The organism is Salipiger abyssi, from assembly GCF_017311415.1.
GTDB lineage: Bacteria > Pseudomonadota > Alphaproteobacteria > Rhodobacterales > Rhodobacteraceae > Salipiger > Salipiger abyssi_A.
In genome coordinates this window covers 1-11,783 of sequence record NZ_JAEKIS010000044.1, presented here as the reverse complement: position 1 = coordinate 11,783, position 11,783 = coordinate 1, and the positions used below count along the sequence as shown (strand labels likewise).

Annotated in this window: 15 protein-coding genes; 12 read left to right on the top strand and 3 right to left on the bottom strand. The window is 60.7% G+C overall.

Features of this window, described 5'->3' with window-relative positions:
* Positions 1–1,454 precede the first annotated feature (1,454 nt).
* Positions 1,455–1,859, top strand: coding sequence for a single-stranded DNA-binding protein (locus I6N89_RS24785; RefSeq protein ID WP_008335991.1), 405 nt, complete (start codon positions 1,455–1,457; stop codon positions 1,857–1,859).
* Positions 1,860–1,997: 138 nt separating this feature from the next.
* Here the strand turns inward: I6N89_RS24785 and I6N89_RS24780 are convergent, their stop codons facing one another.
* Entirely contained in the window at positions 1,998–3,137 is a 1,140-nt protein-coding gene (locus I6N89_RS24780) for a hypothetical protein (RefSeq protein ID WP_236016830.1), read from the bottom strand.
* Between the two features lie 303 nt (positions 3,138–3,440).
* Between I6N89_RS24780 and I6N89_RS24775 the strand changes: the two genes are divergently transcribed.
* From I6N89_RS24775 to I6N89_RS24725, 11 genes are all read left to right on the top strand, one after another.
* Entirely contained in the window at positions 3,441–4,640 is a 1,200-nt protein-coding gene (locus I6N89_RS24775) for a DUF932 domain-containing protein (protein ID WP_207020925.1), read from the top strand.
* A gap of 93 nt (positions 4,641–4,733) precedes the next feature.
* Complete coding sequence (locus I6N89_RS24770) at positions 4,734–5,234, top strand: hypothetical protein (protein ID WP_007803268.1); 501 nt, start codon at positions 4,734–4,736, stop codon at positions 5,232–5,234.
* Between the two features lie 96 nt (positions 5,235–5,330).
* Positions 5,331–5,849 carry a DNA repair protein RadC gene (locus tag I6N89_RS24765; RefSeq protein WP_207020924.1) on the top strand — a complete coding sequence of 173 codons (519 nt, stop codon included), beginning with the start codon at positions 5,331–5,333 and terminating at the stop codon, positions 5,847–5,849.
* A gap of 96 nt (positions 5,850–5,945) precedes the next feature.
* Positions 5,946–6,437 carry a DUF6878 family protein gene (locus tag I6N89_RS24760; RefSeq protein WP_207020923.1) on the top strand — a complete coding sequence of 164 codons (492 nt, stop codon included), beginning with the start codon at positions 5,946–5,948 and terminating at the stop codon, positions 6,435–6,437.
* A gap of 10 nt (positions 6,438–6,447) precedes the next feature.
* Positions 6,448–6,825 (top strand): DUF6915 family protein, encoded by a 378-nt coding sequence (locus I6N89_RS24755; protein WP_207020922.1) that lies wholly within the window; start codon positions 6,448–6,450, stop codon positions 6,823–6,825.
* A 1-nt stretch (position 6,826) separates the two neighbouring features.
* On the top strand, positions 6,827–7,024 hold the full coding sequence (locus tag I6N89_RS24750; RefSeq protein WP_207020921.1) for a hypothetical protein: 198 nt from the start codon (positions 6,827–6,829) through the stop codon (positions 7,022–7,024).
* Positions 7,025–7,099: 75 nt separating this feature from the next.
* Complete coding sequence (locus I6N89_RS24745; RefSeq protein ID WP_207020920.1) at positions 7,100–7,519, top strand: hypothetical protein; 420 nt, start codon at positions 7,100–7,102, stop codon at positions 7,517–7,519.
* The gene (locus I6N89_RS24740) at positions 7,512–8,156 is read left to right on the top strand and encodes an antitoxin of toxin-antitoxin stability system (protein ID WP_207020919.1); all 645 of its coding nucleotides are present in this window, start codon (positions 7,512–7,514) and stop codon (positions 8,154–8,156) included. Before I6N89_RS24745 ends, I6N89_RS24740 begins: the two co-directional genes overlap by 8 nt.
* Before the next feature lie 65 nt (positions 8,157–8,221).
* Positions 8,222–8,623 (top strand): MbcA/ParS/Xre antitoxin family protein, encoded by a 402-nt coding sequence (locus tag I6N89_RS24735; RefSeq protein WP_207020918.1) that lies wholly within the window; start codon positions 8,222–8,224, stop codon positions 8,621–8,623.
* Positions 8,620–9,321 (top strand): RES family NAD+ phosphorylase, encoded by a 702-nt coding sequence (locus I6N89_RS24730; RefSeq protein ID WP_018065914.1) that lies wholly within the window; start codon positions 8,620–8,622, stop codon positions 9,319–9,321. Before I6N89_RS24735 ends, I6N89_RS24730 begins: the two co-directional genes overlap by 4 nt.
* 36 nt (positions 9,322–9,357) lie before the next feature.
* The gene (locus tag I6N89_RS24725; protein ID WP_207020917.1) at positions 9,358–9,534 is read left to right on the top strand and encodes a DUF1778 domain-containing protein; all 177 of its coding nucleotides are present in this window, start codon (positions 9,358–9,360) and stop codon (positions 9,532–9,534) included.
* 82 nt (positions 9,535–9,616) lie between these two features.
* On the opposite strand, the gene I6N89_RS24720 is transcribed toward I6N89_RS24725, so the two are convergent.
* The gene (locus I6N89_RS24720; RefSeq protein ID WP_089849781.1) at positions 9,617–10,534 is read right to left on the bottom strand and encodes a nucleotidyl transferase AbiEii/AbiGii toxin family protein; all 918 of its coding nucleotides are present in this window, start codon (positions 10,532–10,534) and stop codon (positions 9,617–9,619) included.
* Entirely contained in the window at positions 10,524–11,336 is an 813-nt protein-coding gene (locus I6N89_RS24715) for a type IV toxin-antitoxin system AbiEi family antitoxin domain-containing protein (protein WP_207020916.1), read from the bottom strand. The genes I6N89_RS24720 and I6N89_RS24715 overlap by 11 nt, the downstream gene beginning before the upstream one ends.
* Positions 11,337–11,783: the final 447 nt, after the last annotated feature.

The window sequence follows — 11,783 nt, the reverse complement described above, 5'->3', positions numbered from 1 at the left end:
TTGAGATGTTCTACAACCCGAAGCGCAAACACGCCCGCAACGGAATGCTGTCGCCCGTCGACTTCGAGCAGCAGCACAAACTGAGACACGAAAGCGTCTAAGAAACCCGGGGCTATTCATTCAGCGTGCTGCCATTCGGGCGGGCAAAACAATGACACGGCGCAAAGTAGTGCGGAGTGTGACGTCGGGAGTTGAGCTATCGGCTGAGTGTCGGTCAAAGTCACACCTCGGCTTGTTGGCGATGTAGCCTGGACAGTTCCGCCTTCACGTTCCGAAACGCCCGTCGATCACTCGGCGTTCGGGAGAATACAAGCAATCCACCACCTGCCAAGAAAAGCTTGGCATGCTTCTTTCCTGAGACATACCGCGCCCCGGACTTCACTTCCTTTGCAATCACTTTGTTCAACTCTTTGTCTTTTGAATAATACACTTTGCACCTCGATAACGGGATGGCGGCACAACCACCATCCCAATCAGTTTTTCAGTAGCTGTCGTGGCGGTGCCTTTTGCAGCAACCTTTGTGCATCCTGCACAAGGCTGGAAACAGGCTCCTTATTTCCCCTTAGGGGGATTGTTTCCGCGGACAGAACCCGATTTGTTTCCGGTGGTTGAGGGGCCGTTCGTCGGACGAGGGTTTGCCATGTCTATTTCCTTTTCGTTGATCCATTCTTCTGCCTTGCAACTGAATGTCGCTTGGCAGGAGACCATATGGTCGAGGAAACGCCCAACCGTGAGGAAAGCGGGAATACAGTCCGGAAACTAATCATGCGGATCGCACCCTCGACGGACCTGTAGAGCGACGGACTTTCAGGCTTCCGGTATTGCGTAGCCGCAACAGCCCGCGAGGTTTTCGTCTCAGTGCCGACGAGTTTGGCAAGGAGGTAAATGAGTTCCCGGGCGAAGGCTTCCACCTTGGCGCGGGCTTCCGCATTCTGATGATCCTCGAATGTAGAGATCGCCTCAGCGACGTCCTTCTGCATCTTTTTCAGCTCGCTAAGCGTCAGTGCCTCGAGATCGAAAGCAGCCGTTAGTGCGGTTCGTGTCCTGGATTTCCCGGTATCGATATCCCATCGCGGCAGGGCCCTGCATTTCCCGGCAGGCGCGGGCAGGGGTGAGAGCTGGTGATAGCCACTTAGGCCGCTAGCGGTGTGCTGGGCTTTGGGTCAAACAGTCCTGATTGGCATGGGGACATGGTCTGGCATGGGCTCCCCGTATCTCTCTGTCTCCTGGGCCATCCCTTCGACTGACAATCCCCTAATCCCGTTCGATCTCCTGCGCGCAACCCCGCGTCAGTCCGGGCCGTGTTGGACGCCTTTGGCGTCCTGCCCGCTCCTCCCCGGTCCTCTGGGGGTGTCCGGTGTCCATGCTGTCCACCGTGCACGCGTCACCCGACGGGCTTTTTCAGGGTCTTGTCGAAGGGACGGTCCCGAAGACAGGAAAAACAGGAGCTTATCATGCAGAACATCGTCATCCTCGCCGGCAACATCGGTCAGACCCCCGAAGTCCGCACCACCCAGAGCGGCACCAAAATCACCAACTTCAGCCTCGCCACCTCGCGTCCCCGCCTCTCGGAAGGCCGTGTGATGCGCGACGAAAACGGCTACCGGGTCATGGACACCGAATGGCACCGCATCACCTGCTTCAACGGTCTCGGCAAGACGGTCGCCGAGCATTGCGAAAAGGGGATGAAGGTCCTCGTCCACGGCCGCATTCACTACACCAAGTGGATCGACAGCATGGGGAACGACCGCTACGGCTGCGAGATCATCGCCGAGAAGGTCGACTTCCTGAGCCGTCCGAAGTCGGCCGAGAACGAAAACCCCGAGCTGGTCGACCGCGACGATGAGATCCCGTTCTGAGGAGCGGGGTCTCCCCCTCAGCCCGGCGGGTTAAACCGCCGGGCTAAAAGTCTCTTCGGGCCATTGGAAAAGGCATCCACGCTTGCCTTCCGGTGCTGAGCGCCTTGAATGCGGCTAATTGTTCAACGTGCGCACGAGCTAAATTTCGTCTTTGGTTCTGGTCGCGCCGTGACTGCGATACGCGTCGAGCATCAAACGCGTATATTCGGCCGTGCTCTGGGTCACGGTGCCCAAACCGGGCCATGCGAACAACGGACCCGACCAAGTAACTTCCAACTCAATCTCGATTCCAAGCAGTGCGGCCACTTCGATCGCAGCAGTCGGCTCCTTGTCCTCGGGCCAGTAGTGATCCTCGAAGGAAACAACCACGTCGAGATCGTCATCAACCCAGATTTCGGCCAGACTCGCTCCCATGCGCTCGCTGGCATTGGTCGCATCCTCGAACAGGGCAGCCCGGATCAAATGGGTCACCTGGTCACTGTCGAGGTCAAGCCTTGGCCGCGGATCTATAATTGACACGATGGGTTCAATCTCTTGCCTTTCGGCGCGGGATTGGACTGGCACTGGTTTTTCATCGGTCGCTTCCAGCCAGAAGGCTTCTGGAAAAATGTTGATTGGTGATGCGCCGCAGCAGGGGCAGTGCCATTGGTTTCCAGCGATCTGTGGGCCGGTGATCTCTGAGTTGCAGTGAAGGCAGTACCAGAGGTTCGACTCCTCCATCTCCAAGAACGGGTGCCGCACATTTCCTTCTGCATCCGGCTTTGTGGCGCGCCGTGGCCAATCGGCCAATCGCCGCGCCTTGACGCTCTGCATCAATTCCCTCGCAATCCCGATGGCTTCTTCACGTAGCACGCGATCGTTCATCGGACTGGTCTGGGCATGCTTGATGTCGATCTCGACACGAGGGGCGGCCAAAGGGTTTTCTGGCAGCACGATCTGCCAACCCTCACCATCCATGCGGACGTCACCAAGCATTGTTTTCAGTTCGTATGGATGCCCCCGTACTTCTCCTCGAGTGACGGCATCGGGGCTTCCGAAGATATGGTCGAAGGGCGCACCCTCGTAGGAAGTGATCCGTTCCACGAAGGCCTTGATCGTGGCAACTTGTGCTTCGGAGGGAACCCACTCTCCTTTGGCGCTGCCTGTCAACGCATTCCAATGAGCAAAGCCCATTCGACTGGCAACAAAGTCGAGCGCTACGTGCTGTGGTTGACCCGTCGCCCTAGCGTAACGCTTCGCCAGTAGTTTCAAAGTCTTAAGCTTAGTGTTCTCTGTCATGATCCATGTCCAAGCCGGATCTGACTAGGTGCCCGCTGCTAATCAGACCCGCCGATGGCATGAAGTCTGCTGTTCGAAATCAAGATCGCTGCAAAGCTTCGCGTGGCGGGCACACCGGCCTGCGAGAAAGGCCTTGTTTAACCTCTGCCATTTTTGAACGCAGGTCAACACCAGCGAGTTGCGGGCGTGCGGCGCCTCCGACTTAGCGCCGTTTGCCCGAGAGAGTTTGAGGTTGGCCGGTTTCCCGGTGACGGGTTGAGGGCTGGGAGAGTGGCTCCCGGCGCCCGTCGCGGGAGATAGCTGATGGGCGTTGTGGAAGTTCTGGATCCGGTTCAGCCGGCGCGGGCTGGTGGCTGGAAAGTGGATGTCAGCCGGGGCGAGCGGAACGGGCGGGTGTCGTCCGAATGGTTCAACCGGCCGGATGACGAGCGGTATCTGTCGCTCGACGATCTCTGGGCCAATGTGAAGAGTCGCTCCGAGCGCAGCCGCAGCCGCGTGGTGCAGACGGCGGACATCCGCGTAGAGGCCGCGCGCGATAACCCCGAGCGCTTGCACCTGATGCTGCCGAAAGCGCATGAGCCGGTCGCGCCCACGCATTGGGCCTTTGGCCAGCTTTCCAGCATCGTCGGCGCGCCGGCCTCCTACCTGCGGCAGTTGCCCGCGCCGCTAGCGGGGATCAACCTGCAATACGGCCTGACCAACCACCGCGCCGAGCAGGTGAAGACTTTCGAGACGGAAGACGGCCGGACCGAACTGCGCGCCGTGACCGGTCCCGACTACGGTCGCATCCATGACTTCGAGCTTGTCGAGGCGGTGCAGCGCATCGCGGGCAATGGCACGGGCGATACGCGCTGGAAGGTGCCGGGTGTGCTCGACTGGTCGACCGGGGTCTACAACCCCGATGTCGAAATCAGTCGCGACACGACCACGCTCTACGCCTCGGACCGCGACGTCTTCTTGTTCCTGGTCGACGACCGCAATCCGATCGAAGCAGGCAAGTTACCCGACGGCTCCCCCGATCTCTATTTCCGGGGCTTCTATTGCTGGAATTCCGAGGTCGGTGCCAAGACACTCGGCATGGCGAGCTTTTACCTGCGGGCAGTGTGCCAGAACCGCAACCTCTGGGGCGTCGAGGATTTCCAGGAGATCAAGATCCGCCACTCGAAATACGCCGCCTCGCGCTTCGCACATGAGGCGGCTCCGGCGCTGACGCGGTTTGCCAATTCCTCGCCGCAGGGCTTCGTGAACGGCATCAAGGCCGCGCGGCAGCAGGTCGTGGCGCGCAGCGACGAAGACCGCGCGGATTTCCTGCGCAAACGGGGTTTCTCGAAGGCCGAATCCGGCAAGATCATCGAGAAGGTGCTGGTGGAGGAAGGTCGCCCGCCCGAGAGCATCTTCGACTTCGTACAGGGCATTACCCGGCTTGCGCGCGACAAGACTCAGCAGGATGCCCGCCTTGATATGGAAGGGCGCGCCAAGAAGCTTCTCGACCGCGTTGGTTGAGGTGGCGACCGGAGGCGATATCGCCTCCGGTCTCGTTCCTGTTTCATCGATCTGCTACTGTGCCCGACACGTTTAGGTGTTGGAAGTACGCGTATGGAAGAAATTGATTGGTCAGATCGTGCATTTTATGATGACGGCGAATGGGTTACCTGGTCGGAAATCGACGAGCAGCTTCGCTACAAGGAGTGGGGCGCTAAATACCCGAACGCGATCAGGTCTATGATCCCATATTTTGAGGATCTCCTGTCCCTCGCGGAAAGCTATCACCTCGAGACCGGCCTTCACCTCTCTGTCTACGGCGATATCGGTGAGCTGTTCGGTGCTATCACGTACGGTATCAAGCTGAACAAGACCTATGCCCAGGGTGCTGACGGAAGACTTGGCAATGATCATGTCGAGGTCAAGACCATTACGCCATTCAAGACAAAGGATGTGGTTGTGGTCGATACAAATGGGCATTTCAACAAGCTCTTGGTTGTAAAGATCAACGAGGATTTTCAGGTCTCGGGTCGGATGATCGACCGAAAAGATCTTCCAAAGCGCGAAGGGCGCTACTTGCGGGTTCGATGGGGCGATTTACCAACGCCGAAATGATCGGCCCGATCAGCGACAGAGAGTCCGAGGGGGCGGTTTGGTCTTTGACGGTTTGAAGCGGGGAGAGAGGCTCTCCGCACCGTCGGAGATATGCCCATGTTCGACCTTCCTCTCCAAACTCAGCCGGAAACGCAGAACACAGGTTTGCCGCCGAGCCTCCTGACCGTTTTTGCAGATCAAGACTTGCCGTTCGCACTCACGACGGCTTGCCATGCGCCCGCAGCTCTCATGTCCGGGCAGGCACACCCCAAGGTACTGGAGCGGTTTGCCACGCTGGCCGAGGCCATGCAGGGGGCAATCGTTCGCGCCGAAGACATCACACCTGAAGACGCTCCGCGCATCCTGGCAATCCTCGATCGGAAGGGGCGTCTCGTTCTGGCCGGAGCTACCTGTGATGGCGGGGTCGCATGGTGCCACCCGGTCTCGGGTGCCGCCGAAGCCCGCGCCGTCGTGTCAGAGGCCAGCCAGACCCGCGCGCAGGCCATGAGGGCGGCCGAGTGGCATGAACATGGCCTCGCGCGACGGCTGCGGCATCACGCCGACCTTCTCGATGCCCGTCTTGTCGATCCGCTCTGGCGTGTCTTCGCGTCTCGCGCCCTGCAGATCGCGGCGTGACGCCCGAGAGTCAGAGAAGGGCAGGGAGCATGTGAGCCTGCGAGGACGAGAGAGAGCCTCGGGGTTCAGATCCCTTTCCTCATTCCGGAGTTTCCAATGTCCAAGATCGAACCCACCCTGGCCGCGCCTATGGCGCCGTCCAGGATTGATTTCGCTACCGTGCTGGCTCGACAGTCCGAGCGTGACGCGCGGATCGCAGCTTTGCGTCCGGCCAACAAGGAGCGCCTCTTCGATGGCCTGACTGCCGCGGGCATCACCCATGTGTCCGTGAGTTTCGACGGCTATGGCGATAGCGGCCAGGTTGAAAGCATCGAAGCCTACGCTGGCGATACCGAGGTTGTTTTCCCCAAGACCGAGATCGCCTATGCCGCATTGACCTGGGACGACCCGGAGGTCGAGATGCGGGCGCTTTCGCTCGAAGATGTCGTGGAGCAGCTGGCCTACGACTTCCTCTCCGACACCCATGGCGGTTGGGAGAACAACGACGGCGCCTGGGGCGAGTTCTGCTTCGACGCGGCCGCCCGCTGCATCCACCTCGAGTTCAACGAGCGCTTCACCTCGTCCGAACTTTACACGCACGATTTCTGAGGGGGCGGCGATGGCACATCCCTATCACCACGCCCAGTCCTCGGTGAAGAAATGGGGCGGCACGGTCGATGATTTCATCGCGGTGCATACATGGTTCGACCAAAGCAAGGAGATCACCGCCGATTTTCGGCACCGCGCGCTCCGCCACCATGCCGAGGGCATCTTCATGGCCGAGACGATTTTCGGCCCGACCCTCACGCTCTCGACCGGGCGCGTCATCCCGACCCGCTGGGTCGGCGAGCAGCATGTTAAGGAGGACCTCGGCTTCATCCCGAGCTTCGCCGATTGGGTGAAGGCCATTCGGCCCGAGCCTTGGATGGGTCGGACCGAACGGATCGAGGCACAGGTCGATCCGTATCTCGCTTCGCCCGTAGTCGAGGTCATGTGACATGACCGATCCCACTTATCGACGTCTTGGCTTGCCGTCGGCCGCTTCGCGACTGGCAGTGGTTCGCGCGGCGGTCCGGGCGCTGCACCCCGACACGCGCGCTGTTTGCGGCCTCCGGACCGCGCGCAAGCGTTTCTACCGGCAGATGCTCTGCGCGCATGCCGAACGACGGGCGGCGGGCGACAGTCTCACCGGCTGATCGCCCCCAACCACCCATTCATTCCAACACAATGCCCGGCCTCTCGGCCGGGTTTTCCCCATTCAGGAGGTCCCCATGGCGGATTACTTCACTCACTTCTCATGCCTGCTCGACGTCGGCACCCCCGACAAGGCCGCCCGCGCGCTCGTGCTGTTTCAGGAACTTCGCGCTGCGGATCAGGACGCTGACGACCCAGATGTCGCTGGCTTCGATCTCGTGCACCAGGATGCCCCCGAGGGCAGCAGCCTCTGGATCCATGACGACGAACACGGCGATGTCGAAGCCGTCATCCGCTTCGTCTTGCGGCTCGCCGAAGACCTCGACCTCACCGGCCTTTGGGGGTTCCAGTATGCTCTGACCTGCTCCCGGCCGCGGCTCGACGCCTTTGGCGGCGGTGCGCATGCCATCGATCTTGGCGCTCGTAAATCCATCGGCTGGTCCAGCACGCAAGAATGGTTGGTCGAGGCGCTGAACGGGGAGGACGTCGATGCCTGAGGTCATCTGCACAACCGTCTACCAGTTCTCCGAGCTTTCGGAAGCGGCCAAGGAAGAGGCACGCAGCTGGTATCGCGAACTGGGCCCGCACGACGACTGGTGGGACGCGGTCTATGAAGATTTCGAGCGGGTCTGCGAGATACTCGGCATCAGCCTGAAGACCACGCCCGTCCGCCTGATGAGCGGCGGGACGCGCCAAAAGCCCTGCATCTGGTTCTCCGGGTTTTGGAGTCAGGGCGACGGGGCCTGTTTCGAAGGATACTGGTCCCACGCCAAGGGCGCGGCCGCGCGCATTCGGGACTACGCGCCCAAGGACGCGACGTTGCACGGCATCGCCGACCGCCTGCAGGCCATCCAGCGGCGAAACTTCTACAAACTCGCCGCCGAGGCCAGCCACCGCGGCCGCTACTACCACGAATACTGCATGTCCGTGGACGTGACGCGCGACAGTCCGACGTGGCAGCCGCCGACCGAGGACGCGGAAAAAGTCGTGACCGAGGCCCTGCGCGATCTGGCCCGCTGGCTCTACCGCCAGCTTGAAGCCGAATACGACCACCTCACCTCGGACGAGGCCATCGAGGAGGGGATCATCGTCAACGAGTATACGTTCACGGAAGGAGGGCGGCGGTTCGGGTAACAGTGATCAAAGCGCAAGGTTCATTTGATCTTTACCGTAAGTCCATATGGACTATATTGAAGCCAATGGAGGACGCCATGTACGTTGCAGAGAAAATCCGGGAACCCGCACAGATCAACGCCGTCGCGTTGAAAGCTTATGCACGCGTGGCCGATGCTTGGGGTCTCAGTCTCAAGGAAGCGGCTGGCCTTGCCGACATGTCAGAGAGCACGTGGAAGCGCGCCAAGAAGCCGGATTTCGCCGGGGAGCTCACCAAGGACCAACTGCTGCGGCTCAGCGCTGTAATTGGCATCTTCAAGTCGCTCGAACTCTACTTCTCGGAGCCGCTCGCGCGAAGCTGGTTCACCCGACCGAACACCGGCCCGCTGTTCGGGGGCAGCCGTCCGGTTGACACCGCCATCGAAGGTGGCTTGCCGCAGATCCTCGCGGTGCGGACCTATCTCGATGCGTTGCGTGGTGGGGCATGAAGCAGACCGAGGTTTCAGATCGCGGTCTCGTTCGTCTCCTGCCTGCCACCTACCACAAGCCGCCATCCCTGCGCGGTCTCGTCGATACCGATGACGAGATGGAGATCTTGGCAGAGATCGAGGGCCTGACCAGTGGACGTCTACAGGCCGAACGCGGGCGCAACCCACATCTGGACCCGCGCGAACTCGCTTGGCAACGCCGTAGCCGCGATCTGCGCATCTATGGGGACAGTCACGTCAACGCAGCCTTCACTTACACCCGCGCCGGCGGAAACCGCTTCAACGCCGAGGAGCGCGGCGCTTGGTACTGCGCATGGGATGTGATGGTTTCTGTCAGCGAAGTGGCCTGGCACCGCACACGCGAACTCGGCTTTACCGGCAGCTTCCACGACAGCGCCCGCTATGTGGAATTGCTGGCTGACTTCATCGGCGTCTTCAACGACATGACCGATGAGGCAGGTCATCCGGCGCTGCATCCGGATCCGGCTGTCGGGTATCCCGAGGGCCAAAGCCTGGCACAGCATCTGCGTCGGGGCGGATCCAAGGGCCTGATTTACCCTTCGGTCCGGGCTCCTGCACCGGGCGGGAATTGCCTGGTCTGCTTCGAGCCCCACGCAATTCAGAACGTTCGTCCGGGCGCGTCTTGGGATCTTGTTTGGGATGGGACACCGCACTACTCGATTGCGGCTGTCAGCTAATCCGCAAAACCGTAATTGCCCCGGAGGCCTATAAGGATGGCAACGCCTGATATTGAAAGCCCTGACCGCACCGATCTCAAGCAGATCGACCATGCGCACTTCTTTGAAGCGATGGACTCGCCGCCTTTGCCGACCGAAGCACTGCGCTCTGCCTTTCGTCGGGCGAAAACGCGGTCATTTCAGCGAAACACAGAGCTTGGAAGCGCCGACTGAGTTCACCCGCCTTCGGCGCCTCCCATCGGCGCGATGAGGACGGCCAACGCAAAGCTCCCCTCACGACGGTGCTGGGCGTGGCTCAGCCCAAGAGCTTCAACAAGGCGTCGCGATGCGCGGCATGTTTTTCGGGGTTGTCGCGCTTCAGTTTGTTCAGGTTGAGGAGTTTCCACTTCACGGCCGGTAGGTCAGCGGCTTGCGAGCGGTCGATCGCCGCGAAGTCAGGCTCGCCGTCCTGAAGCGTCAGGAGGAACTGCCTCGCCTTGTCATCGAGCCTCGATTGCAGATCGGCGACCAACTTCAGGCGCGTCGCCAGAAGCGTATCGAGAGGGACGGGTGCTCTGGTCATGCCCTCGAATTCCCGCGCGTAGGGTTGCTCGAGATCGATCAGGTTCGGATCGAGCAGCTCATGCGCCGGGCGCGGCGAACTGGCGACATAGATCAGGAAGGTCTGGAAGAGGTCCTGCGTCAGGCCTTCGTTTTCGTAGAGGAGCGTGACGTCGTAGAGATCCCGTGGATGCTGCCTGTCGAGGGCAGCGTGCAGTTTGCCAGCGAACAGGTCCTCGAACGAGACGATCTGCATTTCGGCATAGCCATAGGCATCTTCCACGGCTGCAGAGACGGTCCGGATCTCCGGGTCGTGGACGACGCCACGGGTCACAGGCGAGGTTTCGATCTTGATCTCGGCATTCCCAAAGCGTGCCAGCAGCCGCGTGGCCCCGCCGCCGCCCCCTTGGATGCGCTGAGATTTCGCGCCGCGAATGCCGGTCTCGATGGCGGCCGCGATGCGATCCATCGCGGCATTGATCTCGTCCAGGCTCTCGGCGCGGTCCTTGATCGGAAGATAGGTCAGGTCGATGTCGACCGACAACCGTGGCAGGTCGCGGTAGAAGAGGTTAATGGCCGTCCCGCCCTTGAGCGCGAAGACGTTCTCGTCCGCGACATGTGGCAGAACGCGCACCAGCAGTGCAACCTGGGCTTCATAGGTCTCACGCGCCACTGTCGACCTCCGGTTTCACGAAATCTTCCGGCACCATGATCCGATAGCGCGGGTGGATTTTGCCACCTCGGACTAGGGCTCGGTCACCGCTTCCGAGATCGAAGGCCTGCGGGTCGATCCGTTTGCGCCAGGGATGATCGTGGCGGTCGGCGAAGACGAAGAACAGACGCTTTACCTTGATCTTCTGGCACGCTTGTAGGAGGTCGGAAATCAGCCTTGGGCGCAGGGTTGTCAGGCTCTCGAAGACCATGTCGAGCGTGTGGAAACTCTCATGGTGGGGCAACTCGTCCATGGCTTCCAGGATTGCGCGCTCCGGCGTCGACATTGTCAGACCCCAGTCCCATGGCTGGCCTGTCGTTTTGCCCTCGATCTCACCCAGCTTCTGATCGGTGAACAAGGAACGGGGGCGGATATTGATCGGGGCATCCGTCGGCAGTTTGATCAGCCAGTTCGGGACCTTGTCCCCGTAGACCCAGACTGGAGCGCTTTCCCCCAGGCGGAGGTAATGGGCATGTCCTTGTTCACCGAGTGCCGTCGTGCTCCCGACATGCAAATCATGACCCATGATATGTTGCATCGAAAGGATGCAGGTCTTCCAGTCGATGCTGTTGGACGCCTGCATATTCGGGACTGGCCGGCGGAAGACACCGCGTGCGATGCGCTCCAGCCAGCCGCGTTTCACATAGTCACGGAAGCTCTCATAGGCGATGCCTTGCGAGACGAGCCATGCCGCATCGACCAGATACCCGGCGGGTACGGCATCGAGCACTTTCTTCAGATTCTGTGACCTTGCGGTGTCCATGATGCCTAAAGTGACAGATTTTCAAAGAGACATCTACAGGTTTCTTTGATGAGAATGCTTTTCCAGCGTTATGGACGCTTCTATCTCACCATTTCCAAAGAACTGAGGGACTAGCCCCAAGGGGTGTGAGATCTGAAGACGCTGGGTTGAGAGACGGCTACGACTTGCGGTGGTTACCGAAGGTCGCAGCGGTGCACCTCCCGGCGTGCCGCCGGAACCAGACCTTGGTCCTTCGGACAGGAGCTTGACCGAGGCTGATGTCCCGAAGGTCCAGTCTGCCAACCTACAGCTTGGCAGCTGCGCTCGGTTTGCCAAACCGCGGTATGGCTGGTGGGCGACAACCATCTTGACCGGCACCGTCAGGCAAGTTGGCCGCCGCCGCCAGCCGTAGGGAGGGCGTAGCCCGACCGAAGGCTGGCGGCGGCGGCGCGGTTCTCTTCACGGGGG